The sequence below is a fragment of the Fontibacillus forbon genome (genome assembly GCF_046559655.1).
In the GTDB taxonomy this organism is placed as follows: domain Bacteria; phylum Bacillota; class Bacilli; order Paenibacillales; family Paenibacillaceae; genus Fontibacillus.
Genome location: NZ_JBKGFV010000001.1, coordinates 1102307 through 1122140, shown reverse-complemented (window position 1 = coordinate 1122140; position 19834 = coordinate 1102307). Strand labels below are relative to the sequence as shown.

Below are 19834 nucleotides of genomic sequence, written 5' to 3'. Positions count from 1 at the left end.
AATCTCTGGTAGGAGTCATCAGCTCTTCAGCGGTTATGGCGAACTCCATCGCCTATAATAGATAATTGCATTTTAATATAGCCAAGTAGTTCAGTCAACCGACAATTAGTGTACAACTTGTCGGTTTTGCGCCGGATGCCAAGCTACTCCCGGTTCTCCAAGTATTGACTTTTTAACAGGGAAAAGATCACGCCGTCCACGAATTGATTTTTTTCATAAAAGCACTGCTTCAAATAACCTTCTTCATGGAATCCCGTTTTCTCCAGCAAAAATCTGGACCGGATATTGTCCGGGTCGATATAGGCTTCAATCCGGTTGAGCCCCAGATCTTCAAAACCGAACCGCATAATTTCCTGCAGCACTTCGGTCATGACGCCTTGCCCCCAGTAAGCGGGATTCAGTTCGTATCCGATTTCCGCTTTGTAATGCCGCTTGGCCCAATTGTGATAACCGATCGTTCCGATCACCTTGTTGCCCGGTTTGACCGTGATCGCCCAGCGAAATCCTTTTTTCTCCATATACCGGCTGTTCCAGGATTGAATCAGGTCCTCCGCCTGCCGAAGCTCCACAAAACTGTCCACGTCATAATACTTGGTTACTTCATCATTGGAAAAATAATGAAACAAATCGCCGGCATCTTCTGAAGTCAGCTTGCGCAATATGAATCTTTCCGTCTCCAATTGAGGGAACAGCTGCATGGCATTCGGTCCTTTCGTACTGAATTGGTAATCTATATTATAGGCGAAAGGACGAAGCAGAGAAAGCCCTTTCTGGGGGCTTAAGATTCAGATAATACCGTGACCTTCTCCCGCGCAAACGGAATCAGGACTGCACGACAATCTTCATCCCGATCCCGAAAGGATCAGTGAGCGAGATACAATCGGCTTGAGACTCGAACGAAACGCCCTCAGCGCTAATTCGACGCTCTATCTCAGCAAGTGCCCCCCGGTCGGGAGCCGTTATCGTGAAGTAGCGCAATCCAACGGCGTCTTCAGGTGCAGCCGGGGCACCGGCACCGGCCCAAAGGTTCAAGCCGATATGGTGATGATATCCCCCTGCGGAAATGAACAGTGCTGCGCTTCCATAGTGTGCGACGATATCGAAACCGAGGATGTCGCAGTAAAAATGCTTGGCGGTCTGCAAATTCCCGACATGGAAATGCACGTGGCCGATTTTCGTTCCGGACGGCAAGCCGTTCCACTCCGCCCCTTCCGAAATCGCCAGCAGGCCATCGATATCCACCGGATCGGTGGTCATCATAATTTCACCCTGATCGTCTCTTTTCCATGTATCACGGGGCCGATCTGCGTACACCTCAATCCCGTTTCCGTCGGGATCGTTCAAATACAGTGCTTCACTGACCAAATGATCCCCTTGCCCGAGCGGGATTTTATGATGGGCCATATTTCGCAGAGCTACCCCAAGAGTAAGGCGATCCGGTACCAATATGGCAAAATGGTACAGACCTGATACGGAGCGCTCCGGCAATCGCCGATACTGCGGGTCTTCCTCAAGAATGAGCAGCGGACTTTGGCCGTCTGTGGTAAGCTCCGCAACCGATCCCTGCCGGTTTAAAATCCGTAAGCCGATCACTTCCTGATAAAACGTGAGCGAATGCTCCATATTCGTAATTTTCAAGCGCACGGCGCCAAGTTGAGTTTCCGGATGAATACTTTTAGACACAGCTTCATCCTCCTTTTTTATGATTTTTAGTTGTAAACAAATTTAAGTGTAACTTAGCTGGTTACAGTTTATCGATGTAACTAGTATAGTTACAGTTATTGCTCATGTCAACCCACGAATCTGCCCGCTCTTAAATTTGATCTATAAATCACTGTTTATTATTAAGTGATTCCTCCAAAAATATAATGACAACAAAAAAGCCCCAAAAGGGGCTTTTTATAGTTCATCAGGTTAATTATTTATTCGTTTTGTTTTATCCGCAGGAATCTTCACTTTCCGACGACTGAATCGAACCGACAATTTCTTCAAGCGTTACCCGCTCCAGCGTAAGTTCCAACGCGGCTTGAGCCGATGAAAAAACGGGCTCGATCGAGGCCTGGATATGGCGTCCGACCGGACATTTTGAATTCGGTTTATCATGGATCGAAAATAAAGCATCTTCTTCCACGACATGTACCGCACGGTAAATATCAAGCAGCGTGATCTCAGATACCGGCCGCTGCAGCTTACTCCCGGCAACGCCGGACCGCACCTTTACCAGCCCGGCCTTATTCAGCATGCCGAGGATCCGCCGGATGACCACCGGGTTCGTATTCACGCTTTCTGCAATATACTCCGAGGTATTGACGCCTTCCTTGTTCAGTTCAAGCAGGGACAAAACATGAATGGCAACGGAAAATCGCGAGCTGATCGTCATGGCTATCCCCCTTTTCCTTTTCACTGTAACTATAATAGTTACACAAAAGGCCGATGTCAATCCCTCTTGATGATTGCTCCTTATCCTTAACGCTCAAACAAATTTCCGAGTCCTCCAAGCAGACTGCCTTCGTCTTTTCCTCCATGACGCGCAGCGGAAAGCACCTTATCGGCCAAGCGGCTAAACGGAAGCGACTGTACCCATACTTTACCAGGGCCGCGGAGCGTAGCAAAGAATAAGCCTTCACCGCCAAACAGCGCGGTTTTTACGCCCTTAACGAACTCGATGTTATAATCGACTGAAGCGGTCATCGCCACGAGACAGCCGGTATCAAGACGCATTACCTCGCCAGGAGCAAGATCACGCTCGAGTACTAACCCGCCGGAATGGACGAAAGCGAGGCCGTCCCCTTCGATTTTTTGCATAATGAATCCTTCACCGCCAAAAAAACCGGTCCCCAACCGACGCTGGAATTCAATTCCGACGGATACGCCTTTAGCCGCGCAAAGAAAGGAATCTTTTTGGCAAATCACTTTGCCCCCCAGCATTTGCAGGTCAAGCGGAATGATTTTACCGGGATACGGTGAAGCAAACGTCACGCCCTGACGCTGATAACCGGCATTGGTGAACACGGTCATGAACAGACCTTCACCGGTAATGAGACGTTTTCCGGCTCCCATCAATTTCCCCATCAAGCCTCCGCCCTGGTTGCTGCCGTCTCCGAAGATCGTCTCCATCCGAATGTCGGGATCCATCATCATAAAGCTGCCGGCTTCCGCCACTACGCTCTCTCCCTGATCAAGATGTACCTCGACGCATTGCATTTCCTCACCGATAATCCGATAATCGATTTCATGAGCATTCATTAGTTTGGCCTCCCGCTAATAATTAATTATATTAATTATGTAAAATAGTTACCGTGAGCGTTAAAGTCTTTCCAGCATAATCAGCATATGATCCAGCATTTGCGGCAAGTCTGAGGCAACCTCTTCCCCAAACCTTCTGTTGAATTGAACAATGATTTCGTCCAGCGGAAGAGACTGGGCATCGCCATAAACCGAGAATATCCTCTGAATCTGATGGATATGACTACCCCATATTTCCGTAGTCAGCCGCTCGATCACCGGACACTCGCCAGCAGGATCTTTCAGATGTTTGTAGAAGACCGGCTGCATCTGACATCCAAGTGTGACGGAATTCAGCTCCAGTATTTCACCCGCCAAATCCTCCGTATCCGCCCACAGCCTTAATTCGGCCCAGACCTCCGGTTTATCGGGCAAACTGAATTGAATCGAGTAATACCTGGACATCGTCGACAACTCCACCCGATCAATTCGACCGCTAATACGAAGCTGCTCACGCAGGTCCAAATCGTATACGGCGCCTTCAAGTACGACCTTCAAATTGTCAAATACCGTAGGATCAAACATGCCGATACTCCTTTTCCAGGATAGACATGATGTACAGCGAAACATAGCCATTACCGCTCTCATTGCGGAAGCGGTCGCGAAGCAATCCTTCCTGAACGAAACCTTCAGACTCATAAAGTCCCTTCGCTCTTGAATTGATACTTTTCACATCAAGCTGAAGCCGATGCGCTCCTGCATCATTGAAAGCCCAATCCTTCACGAGTCTCAGGGTTTCGCGCCCGTAACCTAGACCTTTGGAAGCAATGACAAGACGTTTCAAATCTATACATCCGCTAACTAACAAGATTCCTTCCAGCAGCATATACCCGACATATTCCTTTGTTTCCTTGTTCTCAATAATTAAATGAAGATGATCTTTTTCAAGTTTGAACTCTTCGTGCTGTTCCCGTAGCCAAGGGCTAATGAAGCGCCGGTTTTCCTCATGATGCTCCAGCTCCAGTACAAAATCCATGTCCGCACCCGGACGGCTAGGCCTGATCCGCAGGCGCGTCCCCTCCAGAACAAATTCCCGTTGCTTCATATGTTCTTCTCCTTACCGCTTCAACATGGAAGCTATCACGGAATAGGAGATGAGCGGGCGAGCCTCGGTTACGGATCGAACCGCATTCGGGTGCTCGCCTAATATTCCATTCTGCAATATGGCCGCACCGAATCCTCGTTCGCGGGCTCCGTTGTAAGTGAAGGTCACGCAATGCTCTGCAGCGAAGCCGCAAACAACAACGAAATCAACGCCTTGTTCAAGCAGTAACTCCTCTAAAGGAGTTTTCCAAAACGAGTTTGACCACTCTTTTTCAACGCGCAAATCAGATTCCTGCACATCGATTTCGGGAATCAGTTCGAAGCCTTCACTCTCTCTGCCGCATTCGGTGTCTTGTACGATCACAACCGGTAGACCGGCATTCCGAAACAACTCGGAGGTTGCATTAATGTACTCGCATGCCCCTTCAATTTCCCCGCGTCTTCGCGGACCGGAAACAAAACCTGTTTGCAAGTCGATAATCAATAAAGCCGGTTTCATTTGGTTCCTCCTCCATATGAATTGGCGAATTTACGACTTCTGTCCCGACAAGCTGACCTTCATTCGCTCATTTCATTATACACGGTTCGGATACTAGAGAAAAATAGATTGACCCTAACACTAATGTCAGGGTTTATAATGGCAGTACGTTACCGAAACCGCACTAAAGGCAGGTGAAGCGTAAGCTATGAAAATCGGCGAATTATCCAAAGCCACGGGGGCCAGCATTCGCTCACTGCGTTACTATGAGCAGCAAGGATTGATTGCCTCGCGGCGGATGGACAACGGATATCGCGACTACAACAGCCTATCCGTTGAGCAAGTCAAGACGATTCAGTTTTATCTCCAGCTGGGTCTGACCACCGAACAGATTTCCGGTTTTCTAAACTGCGTAATGGCTAGCAAGGAAGCGTTTTGCGAACAGATTATGCCTGTTTATCGCAGCAAACTGAGAGAAATCGAAGAGCAAATCACTTTGCTGTCCTCGATAAAGTCCAATCTGCAGGAAAGGATTGCTTATCTGCAGGAAGAAAATCCGAATTTAAAGGAGAGAAATGAAGCATGAGTATAAAAAGAGTAACGAGCCCCACGGAGTTCAACCAGGAACTGCTGGCTCAAGGAGTAACCCTTGTGGATTTTGATGCCCCGTGGTGCCCGCCGTGTAAAGTACTAGGGCCTATCCTCGAACAACTGCACGAAGATTACAAGGGAAACGTCAACCTGATGAAAGTGAACGTCGATGAATCCCCGGAACTCGCGGCAACCTACGGAATCATGTCTTTACCGACCGTGATCTTCTTCAAGGGCGGCGAGCCGGTGGAGAAACTGGTCGGATTAAGACCTAGAGAAGTCTATGATGGAATTATCGGGAAATATCACTAAGCATCCAATCCGGTACGTAATAAAAAAACAGCCGCTTATTGAGGGCTGTTTTTCTCTTGTTCGGGAGAAATAATGTCCAAAGCCGGCAGGATCTGCTTTAAGGCTTTAAAATCACTTTAATGCAGTTTTCTTCTTTATCGTTAAATATTTTATACGCATGCTCTCCCTGGTCGAGAGGCAGACGATGCGTGATAATGTCCGTTGGATCAAAGCGCCCCGTCCGGATTTGCTCATACAGTTCGGGAATCAGATGAATCACCGGAGCTTGCCCGGTTTTAATGTTGATGTTCCGTTCAAAAAGGTCGCCAAACGGAAACAGATTATATTTCAGGCCGTAAACTCCCGTTACCTGGATCGTCCCCGCTTTTCGAACCACTTTGGATGCCAGGTTAAATGCGCTAAGGGAGCCGCCCTGCAGCATTAAAGCGGTCTCCACTTTTTCGGCAACCGACTTTTTGGCGTCCAGACCTACGCAGTCGATTACGACGTCCGCGCCGCCTTGCGTAATTTCTTTCAAGTGTTCCTCCAAATTGTCCGTTTTTTCAAAATTAAACACCTCAACCCCATTGCTCCGCTTGGCGTGTTCAAGGCGATAGTCGAGATAGTCCACGGCTATAACCCGTTTGGCTCCTTTCTGCCAGGCGAATTTTTGCGTAAGCAATCCAACCGGGCCGCAACCAAGGACGATAACCGTATCCCCGGCCTTCACGCCTCCATTGATTACGCTCCAATATGCGGTCGGGACAATGTCGGACAGAAACAGCAGTTTCTCGTCCTCCATTTCCGCATTCTCGGGAATGACGAAAGGTACGAAATTGCCAAAAGGAACCCGAAGCAGTTCCGCCTGACCCCCTGCATAATCGCCATATCTGGAGGAATATCCGAAATATCCGCCGGTATCCCGGTTATCATTGGCATTGTCGCATTGGCTCTCCAGCTGATGCTTGCAAAAATAACATTCTCCACACGCCACATTGAACGGGATGATCACGCGATCCCCTTTCTTTACCCGGGTTACCTCGGGCCCGACTTCTTCCACAATCCCCATCGGCTCGTGACCGATTACATAATCATCGTACATCCCGAGAATTTCCCCGTTATAAATATGCAGATCCGAACCGCAAATCGCCGTCGAAGTGACGCGTACGACGATGTCGTCTTTTTTTTCCAGCTTGGCATCTCTCACGTCTTTGACACGGATACTCTTTTTTCCTTGGTAAGTAACTGCTTTCATGAAATCGCTCCCTTCATTCATGTTCATTTTGCGTAAGTGAACGGCAAACTATGATTCATTACCCGAACAAATCTTCTTTCGATCATCGTATGAAATTAAAAAAGGCTCCCCGCGTATTTACGCAGGAAGCCTTCTGACATTTATGAACTTGCTTATTCGTATACCGTCATGCCTCTGACTTGTTTAGCCAATTCAATATAAGGCCCATCAGCCAGATTGTTGAACGCCAGATGCGTAGCTCTCAAACTAAGCAGCTTGTCACCAGGGTTCACGCCGAATTCGGCCCATGTTTGCAGCGGTAGCTGAATGTAGTGATCACTGCCTAGATAAGTCCAGCAAAACACTCGTTCTTTGAAGGTGATCGTTTCTCCCTCCGGAATTGAGAAGCTTTGCAACTGCGGCAGGCTCGCAAACACCTTGGCCAGCGGAGAATTATCGATCAGTTCTTTGCAAACGACGCTAAATCCTTTGGCGGTATTGCGCCCTGACATCAAAATGACTTTCGAATCGGTCCGGATATGATATTCCTGCAGGGCTTGATCCGGCAGGTAAAAGGATCCATCGGGAAGTATCTTGCTCCAGGCATAAAAGTACTTCCCGTTTTTGGCGGTTACTGCCATTTCTTATCATCCCCCGAGAATTTTTGATAACCATTTTATTAGGTTAATCATCTCGCAAGGAGTGGAACTGGTGATATGATTTTCGTCACCAATTCAATTGGAAATGGAAATATTTTGGATTACGTATTCAGTTCCTCTACCTTCTCGGACAAAAAGATTTGATACACGCGAACCACGAGTATTTTCACCATCATATACAGCGGAATCGCCAAAATCATCCCCAAGATTCCGCCAAAGTCACCGGCAATCAGCAACAGCACAATCGTGGTTAGCGGATGAATGTTGATCGTTTTTCCATAGATATAAGGTGAAATCAGATTTCCTTCGACTTGCTGCGCAATGACTACAATAATGATGACCCAAACCACCATGGAAGGAGATTCGGTAAAAGCGACGATCACGCAAGGAATCGCGCCAAGCAGCGAACCGAAATACGGAATGAAATTGAATAGCGCTCCGACAATAGCTAGCAGCAACGGGTATGGCAACCCGATCAGCCAAAAACCGAGGAAGCACATCACGGCAAGCACCACGGCACTGATCATTCTTCCCGCAATGAATCCTTTCAGCATCGTGTCGATGTCATGCACTACATTTTCGCCCTCCCGGCGGTAACGCTTAGGAACCATGCGCACCAGTGACGGGGTCACCCGGTGATCTTCTTTGAGCATGTAATACAACATAATCGGTACTGTACCGACGACAATAAAGAAGTCGTTCAAGAAACTGAACACATGGGAAATGTACCCCGTTGCGCTCTGAATGCCCGCATTAACATACTCCGTGATTTTGTCCATCAGTTGCGTATCTTTGTTGTCGAACATCGAAAAATAACGGTTGTTCCTGATTTCATTCATTTGGCTTTGCAAGCCGTCGATCAGTTTCGGCACGTTATTGATGAACTCGGTAATCTGCTTCTGAAGCGGCGGCCATACCACCATCAGAAATATAGTGACAACTCCTGCAAACAGCAGGTATATGAACAGAATGGACAGCATCCGGCTCATCTTTTTTTCTTCCAGGAATTGTACGATCGGCCGCAACAGATAATACAAAAACCCGGAGATCGTTAATGGAACGATCAGTATCTTGATCAGCGTCACCAGTGGATTAAAAATAAAATGAACCTTGTGAATCAAAAAAATGATGGTCAGGATCATGATGATCCCCAGACACCTTCTGTAAAAAGGTTTCTCCATCAATGACGCTCCCCCCTTTCTTTGCTCACTCCGATTCCGATTCCGGAAGCTTGCTCAAGGCAGCCTCCAGCAATTCATCAAACCGTTCGTCATCCTGTTCGACCATTTCGTCCACTTTTACAAATTCCGCTTCAATCCCGGACTCGTGGGCATAATTCAAACTATAATCCCACTCCTTGCCACGCTTGCTGAAGAACGTAATTTCATAAGCCGCCTTATGGCCTTCCACTTCAAATATGGTTTTACCCAAAAAAGCTCCTTCCTCATCTTTATGCATGTCCGCTTGCACAATGTTCAGCTTCATGACAGCCATGACTCCTTTTTCTGTAATTTCTCATCTAAAGTCGATCAAATCCGTTGTTTCTACTATAATAGGATGATTAAGGAACGATCTAGCCATCCTTATTGAAATATCGTACCATGTTTTACGTCAATAGCAAGATCATGTATGAGGTGAAAACACATTGTTTAGAAAACGCAGCAAGACCAAAAAAATTCAGGCCTTAACTCCGGCCAAAACCTTGTCCTACGGCTTCGGTATCATCATCATATTGGGTACCTTCCTGCTATCGCTGGGTCCCGCCTCAACCGACGGAAAACCGATGAAACTGATCGACGCCTTTTTTATGGCAACTTCCGCCACTTGCGTAACCGGGCTGACCGTGGTCGATACGGGAACGCACTTTTCCCTGTTCGGGGAAATCGTGATTGTGGCGCTTGCCCAGATTGGCGGCCTCGGATTTATGACCTTCGGCACGTTGATCGCCCTTGCGTTTAACCGGCGGATTTCGCTACGGGACAGGCTCTTGTTGCAAGAAGCCATGAACCATAATTCTATGGAAGGGCTCCTTACGCTGATCCGGCGCGTTATTACTTACGCATTAGTGATCGAAGGCACCGGCGCGCTGTTGCTGGCCGCAAGATGGGCCATGGACATGCCTTGGCATCAAGCGCTTTATTTCGGTGTCTTCCACAGCATTTCGATTTTTAACAATGCCGGCTTCGACTTGTTCGGATCGATCCATGGCAAATTTAGCGGTCTTGCGGAATACGGCAGTGATCCGTTTGTCAATATCGTCGTTATGATTCTGATCGTGCTTGGGGGTATCGGATTTATAGTCATTTCGGACTTGCTGCATTACTCCCGTACCCGGAAGTTGTCCCTGCATACGAAAGTGGTCCTGAGTATGTCGGCGCTCCTGATCGTAGGCGGAGCCCTAATGATGTTTGCCCTTGAATTGAACAACCCCGATACCCTGAAGCCGCTTGGCTGGGGGGATCGGGTCATGAGTTCGTTCTTCCATTCGATCAGTTCCAGATCAGGTGGCGTCACTACGCTCAGCATGGCCGACATGGAGCTCTCTACACAATTCTTGTTCATCTTGCTCATGTTTATCGGGGCCGCCCCAGGATCCACCGGCGGGGGGATTAAAGTAACCGTGTTTGCCATCCTGCTCGGCGCTATGTATGCCATGATCCGGGGGCGCGAGGATATTGTCTTCTTCCGCAGACGCTTGTCCAAAGGATCGATCATGCGGGCGATTACCCAAACCTGGCTGGCGCTGTTCCTCGTCATCTTCGCGGCGATGATCATGTCCGTCATCGAAGACAGGGAGTTCCTCCCCCTGTTGTTCGAAACCACGTCCGCTTTCGCTACGGCGGGACTTAGCCTCGACTTAACCCCGCGGCTAACGGACATAAGCAAAGCTGTACTTTGCATCGTCATGTTCCTGGGAAGAGTGGGTCCCGTAACCTTGGCCTATGCATTGGCACCGAAATCGGACAAAGAATTGTTCAAATACCCTGAAGGAAAAATAACCATTGGTTAATTGGATAGAATATCTAATTCGTAGTATGATATAGCAATAACCATTTTTCTATATGGAGGAACGAATATGTCAGATTTTCAAGAGAAGTTGCAGAAATACGCGGAATTGGCCGTCAAAATAGGTGCCAATGTACAACCAGGTCAAACCCTGATCGTAGTCGCTACTGTGGATTCGGCTGAACTCGTACGTTTAATTGTAAAGCAAGCTTATGAAGCGGGAGCAAGATTCGTGAAAGTGAACTGGAGCGATGACACCGTCACCCGGTTGCGCTACGAGCTGGCAGCGGAAGAATCCTTCCTGGACGATCCGAAATGGTATGCGGGAGAAATGCTTGAATACGTGGAGAACGGCGCAGCCGTACTGCACGTCATCTCTTCGGATCCGGACTTGCTGACCGGCGTCGATCCGCAGCGGATTACCAACCATCAAAAAACGTACGGCAAAGCAATGAGCAAGTACCGTGAGATGCAAATGGCCGACAAGTTCAGTTGGTCGATCGTTGCCGTTCCTTCGAAGACCTGGGCGGCTAAAGTGTTCCCCGATGTTCCGGAAGCGGAACAAGTGGACGCATTATGGGAAGCGATTTTCCGGACCGTAAGAATCGATCAGCCTGATCCGATCGCCGCTTGGCGGGAGCATATTGCCAATCTGACCGAAAAGTCGGAATACCTGAATGCCAAACGATACAAAAAGCTTCACTATGTAGCACCTGGCACGGATTTAACGATCGAACTGCCGAAGGGGCATCTGTGGGTCGCCGCAGAAAGCATCAACGCACAGGGTAACACCTTCCTGGCGAATCTTCCGACGGAAGAAGTGTTCACCGCTCCGCTTAAAACCGGGGTCAACGGCACTGTGTCGAGCACCAAACCGTTAAGCTACAACGGAAACATTATCGACCGCTTCAAACTGACGTTCGAAAACGGCCGAATCGTGGATTATGCTGCGGAAGTCGGAGAGGCAACCCTCAAGCAGCTCGTTGAGCTGGACGAAGGCTCGCATTATTTGGGCGAAGTCGCCCTGGTGCCGCATGGCTCGCCGATTTCACAGTCGGGAATCTTGTTCTATAACACGCTGTTTGACGAAAATGCATCCAACCATTTGGCGATCGGCAATGCTTACGCCTTCAACCTGGAAGGCGGCAAATCGATGAACAGCGAAGAATTGAAGCAGCATGGACTCAATGCAAGCTTCGCGCATGAAGACTTTATGGTCGGTTCGGCGGAGATGGACATTTTCGGCATCACGGAAGACGGCAAAGAAGAGCAAATCTTCGCGAAAGGCAACTGGGCGTTCTAAGCAGTTTTATTTAACAAATGCCGCACAATATATTAAATCACCCCGCCGGGATTCTGGCGGGGTGATTTATTCCTAAGGGGCTTATTTACATGGACAGGTCCAGTAAGCCTACCAGCAGCAAGGCGATCACCAAGATAGAGCCGCCATAAATCAGCGTCAGTTTGACGAGGTTCTTTTTCGTCCGCCGGTCATAATCCGGGTTACCCGTACGATTCTCCTTGGAATTTCCGATGATTAACGTGCCGACCGCGGCAATAACCACGAGCGCAATGATCACGACATACAGCCACATACCATATCCCCCCCTTGACTACTTACCCCCATTGTAAGATAAAGCTGCCCTTGCGTCACCCTCCTTCATTCCCGGGTAAACCATACTTAGGCTGGATCACGGAGCTTGGCCTAATTATTTGAGGAGGGAAAGTTCATGAGCCATCTGACTAAAACTCAGCTTCAGTATCTGAAAGAGTCTCTTCAGGAAGAAAAACAGGAATTTGAAAATCATTTTGACACGGAGTCGTCACCTTCCCATTCCGAGGAGTCGCTTCGGGCATCCACCGGAGAGCTATCCGCCTATGACAACCATCCGGCCGATGTCGGAACGGAAACCTTCGAACGCAGCCGCGATATGGCGGTTGACGATAATTTGGCAAGACGCCTCAAAGACATTAACAGGGCATTGGACCGGATCAACGATTCCAGCTACGGAACTTGTTCCGTCTGCGGGAATGAAATCCCTTACGAGCGCCTTGAGGCGATTCCTTATACCTCGTACTGTGTGGAACACACCCCGGAACGGAATGTCGGTGACTACAGGCCTGTTGAAGAAAATCTGATCACCTCCCCTCCAAAAGGAGCTGGGGAGAACAGACAGCGCGATGCGGGAAAATTCGACGACGCAAGCGCATGGCATTCGTTGGAGCAGTACGGCAATTCCGATTCGCCGGCCATGGCCGCCAAACGAAATGCTATAGATTATGATTCCTTAACGGTGGATGAAGACTAATACCCGATAACGTATATGTGGAATTTTTATCCAAGGTTCAAAGGCATTCTTCTGGAGAAGTCTGCCTTTGAACCTTTTTTCTTTGGAAAATCATTCCTTTCGGGAACGCGTTATAGTATTATCGAGGTATTGGTTTTTATATAGATTGACTTGCCTTAACGGCTAGAGAGGGGAGTACCATGCCGGAACGGTTGGAATGGCTGCTCGGAGCCGACTTTCATAATTTGTCAGTCAACATTCAAGAAGAAGTCTATTATGCTTTTTATGATCTTGTATATGGGACCATCTTCTATCTCGTGAAAGATCATCAGGCTACCGAGGATATTATTCAAGAAGCTTTTATTAAAGTTGTAACGAAGAAACCCCATTTCGAAAATGAAAGCGTTATGAAATCATGGCTAAAAACAGTGGCGCGGAATACGACCATTAATTATTTTAGAAAAAATAAAAAATTCCGTAACCACTTGGACTTAGAGCGTGTTTATATGGATATAGATCCTATTAGTCCGAATGTCCCATCCGTAGAACAAACCGTCGAAGCCAAAATGATGGAAGAAGCGATCTACGCTCATTTGAGCAAGTTGAAACCGGAATACCGCCAATTGATCGAATTGCGCTGGAAACAGGGGTTAAGCTATAAAGAAATTGCCGAGCGGCTGAATCTCTGCGAGAATATCGTCAGACAGCGGCTTTTTCGTACCCGGGAAGGGATCAAGAAAATGCTATTCAGAGAGTGGGGTGGCGAATATCAAAAACGAGAACATGGAAAATCAAAAATATCCCGCTGAGTTTGAGACTTTATTTAATGATGCTTTTCAAAAAGCGATCGACACCCTCCCTACTTATTCTGAAGCAGAGCGCCGCAAATCCTGGGAACAGATTCAAAAGAAATTGAACCGGCGCAGAAACTTCGGCAAGCGCCGCCGCCATGCCAAGCTGTTTGGCATTGTTGCCGCCTCCATGATCCTGGGAGCCGTCTTGTTCAGTCCTCCTTTAGTGACTAAAGCGATCTCCCCCATTTTCCAGGAGCTCAAAAACCTGGGCAGCGGGATGTCGCAAATTGTATTTGGCAATGTTCCACAGCAACCGGATCCTTCCAAAGCCAAGACGCCGCCTCCGCCGGACGGTTTTACCGAAGAAGAACTTCAGGAAATGAGTAAGTCGGTCCATCTCGTCGACTCGGGAACGTATTCCCATGTGGAGATGGATATGGATCAAGCACGTGAGACGCTGGCCTTCTCCTTGCCTCGGATTAGTTATATTCCGGACCGTTTCACCTTGAAAACGCTGGAGGTCGTCATTCCGGCGGGTACCCCTGATGATCCGAATACATTCGGCAAAAGCGCGCACCTGCTCTACACGACGCAGGATAACCAATCGCTCCGGCTGATTTTCGATTTGTTGATGAATAACGAAATCCTCTCCACCATAAGCAAAGAAAGCACGGAAGAAGTTGAAATGAATAACGGCAGCATTGCCTATATCAGCACCGGGACCGTAACGGAAATTAATATGATGCTGGGTAATGTCTACTTTAACGCATTCGGCGATGTCGACAAGGAAGAAATGATCGCGATAGCCAACGGGTTAAATCAATAAACGAAACGGCGGGCAGACCTTATAGGGCTGCCCGCCGTTTCTACATGTATGTTATGCGCCGGCTTCCTCGATGGGAATGAACTGCTGTTTAAACAGCTTGACGCGCGAAATTCTCTTGTTGTCGGTCTCCTCCACCATATAAATGTAGCCTTCGTATTCCACGGTTTGACCGATTTGCGGCGGAAGGATTTCAATCCTGGAGTACAGCCAGCCTCCGATCGTGTCGTAATCCTCGGAATCCAGTTCGAAGCCGAACCGGTCGTTGATCGATTCGATCAGCATGAGGCCGTCTATGGAATAATGATTTTCATCCAGTTGCTCGATGCCTGGCCGCTCTTCATCGAATTCGTCCTGAATTTCTCCGACGATTTCTTCGACGATATCTTCCAGCGTGACCATCCCGGAAGTGCCTCCGTATTCATCGATAAGGATGGCGATTTGCGTTTTACCGCGCTGCATGCGTTTCATGAGCTCGCTGATTTGAATCGATTCAGGGACAGCCATGATCGGGCGCAGCAAGTCGCGATAATCCTGGGTATTCGAGCGGATTAAATCTTTAATATGAATAAATCCGATAATATGGTCCTTGTCGATGTTGCAGACAGGATATCGCGTACGCGTGCCTTCCAGCGCAATCGTCAGATTTTCGTCCAGCGAATTTTGCGTATACAGGCAAATCATTTCCGTGCGAGGAATCATGATCTCCCGGGCTGTCGTTTCGGCAAATTCGAAAATATTGTCAACGAGCGACATTTCCGTACTGTCGATCAGTCCGCTCTCCGTACTCTCCTTCATCATCACCCGGATCTCTTCCTCGGTGTGCAGCGAATCCTGCTCCGATACGGGGGCGATTCCGAACATTCTCAGCAGTCCGGAAGACAGACGGTTCAGCGTCCAAATGAAAGGAAACATCAGCTTGTAAAAAAAGCGCATCGGACGAGCCGACATAAGCGTGATTTGTTCCGCTTTACGTACGGCGATCGTTTTGGGGGCAAGTTCCCCGAGAACAATATGCAATACGGCAATCAGTAAAAAGGAAACCAGCAGCGATACGATATGAACCGGTTTTTCGCTAAAACCCGCAAGCTCGAACAAGGGGTTAAGCATCCGGGCCACCACCGGTTCGCCGAGCCAACCAAGCCCCAGGGAACAAAGCGTGATTCCCAACTGACAAGCGGATAAGTATCCGTCAAGGTGGTTTAATAAGCTTCTCACGATAACGGCGTTTTTGCGTCCTTCTTCGACCAAGGCATCAATCCGGCCGCTTCTGATTTTTACGATTGCAAATTCCGCAGATACGAAAAATCCGTTAAGCAGGACCAATAACAGCATCAGTCCTATTGAAAAAAGACTCGGTAAAGGGTCAGTCAATACGTTTCCTATCCCCGCCATCAGTGCGGTGAATAGGTGCACCTCCTTCGCGGTTTGAAATGATATTGATGTTTAATGTCGGCATATATCGTCAACTTCCCAATGGATTCATCTCCCCTGCTTTGAACATTTAAAAACGGGTTGCCACCAACTAAATGAATTACTATTAATTATATAATTATACACTACACAGTCAAACCCTGGTGTATGCCATGGAAACAGGCCTGCATCCGCTCTATTTTTTGGGATGACGCAAAGAGGACCTCCATAGGAGGTCCTGATACCATGCGTGCTTTATCTGCGGGTCGTCGGCGGGTTGCCGATCGTTCCGGGATATTGATAAACCAGCGGTTGATCGAATGTGGCGTAATCCAGGTTTACCATCAACAGGATCGTACGCACTCCCGTATTCGGATCGCTTATGATAATGTGATCGCGGCCGGCAGCTTCGAGCACCCCTTTAAAAATCTTCGCATTCCATTGGGAATTGTTCTCGTAAGTCATGTAGAACGTACCGACTTTCCCCAAGTTTAAGCGCAAAATGTTCTCGATGTAGGATTGCTCATAAGTTGGGATTTGCACGGGCATTACGGTTCCGGATGGCGTCATCGGGCTGCCGCTGGGCACTTGCGGCGGCTGATAACCCGCAGTTCCGGTGCCGGTGCCGTTGCCGGTTCCGGTTCCTCCTACGGATGGATAAGCACCTGCAGGGTTTCCTCCAATTTTGTAAGTCACCGGCCGATAAGGTTGATTAAACATGGACATAATTCCTCCTCAATGGTTTCTTGCTCTTGTTTTGAAGCCTTGCATGTATTGAAAAATCACAATGGTGAGCCTTGCCATCATTTCAAGTCAATATACAGCCGGGCAGTCTTCCGCGGTCGGAGCGAAGAAGCAATGCGCCTTGAATCTGCCGGTGTTCGTCTGGTTATACCAGGTCCCTGGACAACCGCCTGCCGGTCTGAAGAACCAGAGCGCATTGGATGCAGGCCTTATTTTTTCTCCGTTTATGACGCGCTGGGCCAGCCGGATTTCCCGGTCACGGGCCCTTTGATAAAAATAGCCTTTTTGCGTGGCCTCGAATCCCCCTGGCGATTGAAAGACCATATCGTTCATGCTGCGTATATTCCGAAAGTCCAGGCAACCTCCGAGAATCCGGTTAACCCCGACGTTACCGACCATCAGCATCCCCTGCTCGCCTTCTCCCTCGGCTTCCGCCCGCATCAGCCTTGCGAGGAGTCTTACATCCTCGGAATTGGTTTTGATAACGGCCAAATCCCGTTTCCCCCTTTCCTCACTTCTCAACGGTATATCCTATGTGCGAATGCCTATCATGGTGCAGATGCCTAACAAAAATTGCCGACAACGCAGAAGATCGCATCCTAGCCTGTCAAGGAAAAATTCTCATTCCACTTATGAATGCGATTACAAATTTGAATATTTAGTGTCCGTTTCTATGGACGCGCTTACATGAATAGCATATACTGTTAAATGAATACGGTTTTTGCACAAATGGATTTCTATCATACAGAAACTTTTTTCATTCAAAACCTTTTAGGAGGTTCTCCCATGAAAATCGCAATCATTGGCGGCGGTTTGGCCGGTTTAACGGCTGCCGCATATCTGTCCGACAGTCCGGATACCGAAGGAACGGTGTTCGAACGCAGTCCTCAATTGGGCGGGCGTGCATTTACCTATGAGAAATCCGGCTTTACGTTAAATTACGGTGCCCATGCGGTTTACGGCATCGACAGACACACGCTGCAGGACATGGAACAAGAGTTACAACTCAAATTCCAAAGCAAACAAGTGGATAAGCGGAAAGTCGTTTACGCCAAGCACGGCAATTTGACGCCCGCTCCCCTCGATTTCGTCAACATTATGAAGACCGACGTGTTGAGTACGTTCGAGAAAGTGAGATTCGTGGCCGAAATCGCCGCGGTGATTGGAAACATCCATCATTTGAAGCGCTACCGGACACTGGGGGAGTATTTGGACCAATCCAATGCCGCCCCGGACGTCAAGGAATTATGGGAGCATTTGGTCAGTTCCAACTTTTTTATTACGCCCGAAGATGCCCGTAAAGTATCCGGCGAAGTCATTGCGGACTATTATCACAATTTGTTCCTTTCCTCTAAACCGGTCAACTATATTCTCGGCAGTTGGGCAACGATCACCGATCAACTTGTGCAAAAAATCGGCGGGAACGAGAAATGGGATATCGCGGTTAAAGAGCCGGTGGAATCGATCGCCATGGAAAACGGGAAATTTAAGCTCAACACCAAAACCCGCGAAGCGCTTGAATTCGATCAAATCATTTTTGCAATGCCGGTACAGCAAGTCTCAAAATTGCTTGAATCCTCTGCTTGGGACGGGCAGCTTGACGCTTATAAAGACAACAGCTGTACTGAAGTGATGGTTTACGACGTTGGATTCTCGAAAGTGGTAGCCCGCCCTTTCCATTACATCAGCGATATGGATAACAAAGTATTTATCAGCGACGTCTCGGCGACGGACTATACGGTAGTACCGGTAGGCGGCCAGCTTCTTCAGGGCATCGCCTATCTGAATGACGATTTCACGGACGAGGACCAAAAGAAGCAATACCTGGAAAGCAAAACACAGCAAATGGAAGCATTGTTCGACACTTATTATCCGGACTGGCGCGAACATACGGCTGTAAAACGGATATCCAAAAAAGCCATGGTATCCAGCGTCAAAAATATCCATACCAACAAACTGCTTCCGAACAAATTGCAGGGTGTTCCGTTCCTCTTTTGCGGCGATGGTTGCGAAGGCAAAGGCGAACTCGCCGAACGTGCTTTCTCCAGCGGCAGGGCAGCCGCACAAATACTGCTGACCGAAAAGGTGAGAACCAAAGCATTGGCGCATTAATTCATGAGTATAGGCGAGCAGTAGTTAGCCAACATACAACAAAAAGAGCTGTCCGCCGGACAGCTCTTCATTATTTGATCAGCAAGGTCATTCTAATAGTGACGATACTCTTGGAGCGCAGCACGATAAGTTTTGCTAAGCCTCTCGAATCCGAAATACCGGCTTCCTTGAAAAGTCAGCTTCCCTTCATCTCCTTCCGAGCATTGGCCGTATTCCTCTCCGCTCACCAGGAATTCCATCCGGTCCCCACTCTCCACCTCAAACGTCAAATAATATTTGCTGTCCGAACGGTTAATGGAGAGATCCGTATCATGCCTATGGGTTACTTCCGTCCGTTTGGATACAATGACGGACGAAACGATAAGCACCGGCTGCCGGTTGTTCGACAGGTGTCTTTTTAAGCCGCCAGCCGTTGTTAGAACGATAATACCGAGAATGACGACGACGAAGATCGGGAAAGCCGTATTCATCACCCCGAACATTTCCATCCAAGATTGCACGCTTCTCCCTCCTTATCTGGCGCCGGCCAATGCAGCAGCCTGCTCGCCCTCTCCTTCTCTCTTATGTATATGCCGTCCAAATCAAAACTTGTTATTCCGGCACTTGTGAAAATATGCCACCCTTGTCCGATTATTTTGTTTTCTTCAAGACAACAAAAAACCTCCGGTTCCTGGGCCAAGAACCGAAGGTTATTTGAAAGATGAGGTTGATGAATTATGCATAATAGAATTGCAGAAGTTCACGAGTTTCGTCCGCACCGTCTGCTTGTTGCTCGCACAGTCCGTTTTCCGCCCAGCAAGCTTGGCAAGCTTCCTCGGTTGTGCACAGGTGAGCATCTTCGCAAGTATAGCAAAATTGGAGGAAGTTACGGGTAATCGTTTCTTGGTCAGCTGTTTTCATTTTGACTCACTCCTATAATTTTAGTTAAAATTCTGTCTTTCATTGTCTTTCGTTGTCTGTTTCCTTCTTACAAGTTAAATATATCACAAAGTCTGAACAGTGCACGTGATAATTTTCACAAATTAATGAACATCACATTTTATGCTATTTTCCTTTTCGGTTCAGACAAAAA

The 19834-nt window shown here is 48.2% G+C and carries 25 protein-coding genes and 1 riboswitch; of the genes, 8 read left to right on the top strand and 17 right to left on the bottom strand.

Annotated features, from left to right (window positions below):
* Window positions 1-2 precede the first annotated feature (2 nt).
* Window positions 3-62: riboswitch (Fluoride riboswitch) on the bottom strand.
* Window positions 63-143: 81 nt separating this feature from the next.
* From ACLB09_RS05200 to ACLB09_RS05170, 7 genes are all read right to left on the bottom strand, one after another.
* Window positions 144-698 (bottom strand): GNAT family N-acetyltransferase, encoded by a 555-nt coding sequence (locus ACLB09_RS05200; RefSeq protein ID WP_410768691.1) that lies wholly within the window; start codon window positions 696-698, stop codon window positions 144-146.
* Between the two features lie 124 nt (window positions 699-822).
* Window positions 823-1683, bottom strand: coding sequence for a VOC family protein (locus ACLB09_RS05195; RefSeq protein WP_410768690.1), 861 nt, complete (start codon window positions 1681-1683; stop codon window positions 823-825).
* 253 nt (window positions 1684-1936) lie between these two features.
* Complete coding sequence (locus tag ACLB09_RS05190; RefSeq protein ID WP_410768689.1) at window positions 1937-2380, bottom strand: Rrf2 family transcriptional regulator; 444 nt, start codon at window positions 2378-2380, stop codon at window positions 1937-1939.
* Window positions 2381-2466: 86 nt separating this feature from the next.
* Window positions 2467-3246, bottom strand: a complete 780-nt coding sequence (locus ACLB09_RS05185) for a TIGR00266 family protein (RefSeq protein ID WP_410768688.1) — start codon at window positions 3244-3246, stop codon at window positions 2467-2469.
* A gap of 60 nt (window positions 3247-3306) precedes the next feature.
* Window positions 3307-3810, bottom strand: a complete 504-nt coding sequence (locus tag ACLB09_RS05180; protein WP_410768687.1) for a hypothetical protein — start codon at window positions 3808-3810, stop codon at window positions 3307-3309.
* Window positions 3803-4330, bottom strand: coding sequence for a GNAT family N-acetyltransferase (locus ACLB09_RS05175; protein WP_410768686.1), 528 nt, complete (start codon window positions 4328-4330; stop codon window positions 3803-3805). Before ACLB09_RS05175 ends, ACLB09_RS05180 begins: the two co-directional genes overlap by 8 nt.
* Before the next feature lie 12 nt (window positions 4331-4342).
* Window positions 4343-4828, bottom strand: a complete 486-nt coding sequence (locus ACLB09_RS05170; protein ID WP_410768685.1) for a cysteine hydrolase family protein — start codon at window positions 4826-4828, stop codon at window positions 4343-4345.
* Window positions 4829-5015: 187 nt separating this feature from the next.
* On the opposite strand from ACLB09_RS05170, the gene ACLB09_RS05165 reads away from it, so the two are divergent.
* Window positions 5016-5393: a MerR family transcriptional regulator gene (locus tag ACLB09_RS05165; RefSeq protein ID WP_410768684.1), complete on the top strand. Its 378-nt coding sequence runs from the start codon at window positions 5016-5018 to the stop codon at window positions 5391-5393.
* On the top strand, window positions 5390-5710 hold the full coding sequence (gene trxA, locus ACLB09_RS05160; protein WP_410768683.1) for a thioredoxin: 321 nt from the start codon (window positions 5390-5392) through the stop codon (window positions 5708-5710). The genes ACLB09_RS05165 and trxA overlap by 4 nt, the downstream gene beginning before the upstream one ends.
* Before the next feature lie 97 nt (window positions 5711-5807).
* Here trxA and ACLB09_RS05155 read toward each other — a convergent pair whose 3' ends face one another.
* From ACLB09_RS05155 to ACLB09_RS05140, 4 genes are all read right to left on the bottom strand, one after another.
* Window positions 5808-6944 carry a zinc-dependent alcohol dehydrogenase gene (locus ACLB09_RS05155; RefSeq protein WP_410768682.1) on the bottom strand — a complete coding sequence of 379 codons (1137 nt, stop codon included), beginning with the start codon at window positions 6942-6944 and terminating at the stop codon, window positions 5808-5810.
* A 152-nt stretch (window positions 6945-7096) separates the two neighbouring features.
* Window positions 7097-7564, bottom strand: a complete 468-nt coding sequence (locus ACLB09_RS05150; protein WP_410768681.1) for a hypothetical protein — start codon at window positions 7562-7564, stop codon at window positions 7097-7099.
* A gap of 119 nt (window positions 7565-7683) precedes the next feature.
* Window positions 7684-8763, bottom strand: a complete 1080-nt coding sequence (locus ACLB09_RS05145) for an AI-2E family transporter (protein WP_410768679.1) — start codon at window positions 8761-8763, stop codon at window positions 7684-7686.
* 25 nt (window positions 8764-8788) lie between these two features.
* Window positions 8789-9067: a hypothetical protein gene (locus tag ACLB09_RS05140; RefSeq protein ID WP_410768678.1), complete on the bottom strand. Its 279-nt coding sequence runs from the start codon at window positions 9065-9067 to the stop codon at window positions 8789-8791.
* Between the two features lie 160 nt (window positions 9068-9227).
* Between ACLB09_RS05140 and ACLB09_RS05135 the strand changes: the two genes are divergently transcribed.
* Both ACLB09_RS05135 and ACLB09_RS05130 read left to right on the top strand, forming a co-directional pair.
* Window positions 9228-10592, top strand: coding sequence for a TrkH family potassium uptake protein (locus tag ACLB09_RS05135; protein WP_410768677.1), 1365 nt, complete (start codon window positions 9228-9230; stop codon window positions 10590-10592).
* A 66-nt stretch (window positions 10593-10658) separates the two neighbouring features.
* Window positions 10659-11891: an aminopeptidase gene (locus tag ACLB09_RS05130; protein WP_410768676.1), complete on the top strand. Its 1233-nt coding sequence runs from the start codon at window positions 10659-10661 to the stop codon at window positions 11889-11891.
* 85 nt (window positions 11892-11976) lie between these two features.
* On the opposite strand, the gene ACLB09_RS05125 is transcribed toward ACLB09_RS05130, so the two are convergent.
* Entirely contained in the window at window positions 11977-12183 is a 207-nt protein-coding gene (locus tag ACLB09_RS05125) for a hypothetical protein (protein ID WP_410768675.1), read from the bottom strand.
* Window positions 12184-12318: 135 nt separating this feature from the next.
* Here ACLB09_RS05125 and ACLB09_RS05120 point away from each other — a divergent pair, with 135 nt between their 5' ends.
* The 3 genes from ACLB09_RS05120 (at window position 12319) to ACLB09_RS05110 (ending at window position 14496) form a co-directional block, all read left to right on the top strand.
* The gene (locus tag ACLB09_RS05120) at window positions 12319-12897 is read left to right on the top strand and encodes a TraR/DksA C4-type zinc finger protein (RefSeq protein ID WP_410768674.1); all 579 of its coding nucleotides are present in this window, start codon (window positions 12319-12321) and stop codon (window positions 12895-12897) included.
* A 179-nt stretch (window positions 12898-13076) separates the two neighbouring features.
* A complete protein-coding gene (locus tag ACLB09_RS05115) occupies window positions 13077-13685 on the top strand; it encodes an RNA polymerase sigma factor (protein ID WP_410768673.1) in 609 nt (202 codons plus the stop codon).
* Window positions 13660-14496 carry a hypothetical protein gene (locus ACLB09_RS05110; protein WP_410768672.1) on the top strand — a complete coding sequence of 279 codons (837 nt, stop codon included), beginning with the start codon at window positions 13660-13662 and terminating at the stop codon, window positions 14494-14496. Before ACLB09_RS05115 ends, ACLB09_RS05110 begins: the two co-directional genes overlap by 26 nt.
* Window positions 14497-14547: 51 nt before the next feature.
* Here the strand turns inward: ACLB09_RS05110 and ACLB09_RS05105 are convergent, their stop codons facing one another.
* The 3 genes from ACLB09_RS05105 to ACLB09_RS05095 form a co-directional block, all read right to left on the bottom strand.
* On the bottom strand, window positions 14548-15867 hold the full coding sequence (locus ACLB09_RS05105) for a hemolysin family protein (protein ID WP_410768671.1): 1320 nt from the start codon (window positions 15865-15867) through the stop codon (window positions 14548-14550).
* Between the two features lie 294 nt (window positions 15868-16161).
* The gene (gene gerQ, locus ACLB09_RS05100) at window positions 16162-16626 is read right to left on the bottom strand and encodes a spore coat protein GerQ (protein WP_410768670.1); all 465 of its coding nucleotides are present in this window, start codon (window positions 16624-16626) and stop codon (window positions 16162-16164) included.
* Between the two features lie 93 nt (window positions 16627-16719).
* Window positions 16720-17142, bottom strand: coding sequence for a cell wall hydrolase (locus tag ACLB09_RS05095; RefSeq protein WP_410768669.1), 423 nt, complete (start codon window positions 17140-17142; stop codon window positions 16720-16722).
* Between the two features lie 294 nt (window positions 17143-17436).
* On the opposite strand from ACLB09_RS05095, the gene ACLB09_RS05090 reads away from it, so the two are divergent.
* The gene (locus ACLB09_RS05090; protein ID WP_410768668.1) at window positions 17437-18762 is read left to right on the top strand and encodes an FAD-dependent oxidoreductase; all 1326 of its coding nucleotides are present in this window, start codon (window positions 17437-17439) and stop codon (window positions 18760-18762) included.
* A gap of 92 nt (window positions 18763-18854) precedes the next feature.
* On the opposite strand, the gene ACLB09_RS05085 is transcribed toward ACLB09_RS05090, so the two are convergent.
* Both ACLB09_RS05085 and ACLB09_RS05080 read right to left on the bottom strand, forming a co-directional pair.
* Window positions 18855-19262, bottom strand: a complete 408-nt coding sequence (locus ACLB09_RS05085) for a DUF2500 domain-containing protein (RefSeq protein WP_410768667.1) — start codon at window positions 19260-19262, stop codon at window positions 18855-18857.
* 214 nt (window positions 19263-19476) lie between these two features.
* Complete coding sequence (locus ACLB09_RS05080; RefSeq protein ID WP_410768666.1) at window positions 19477-19662, bottom strand: hypothetical protein; 186 nt, start codon at window positions 19660-19662, stop codon at window positions 19477-19479.
* Window positions 19663-19834 lie beyond the last annotated feature (172 nt).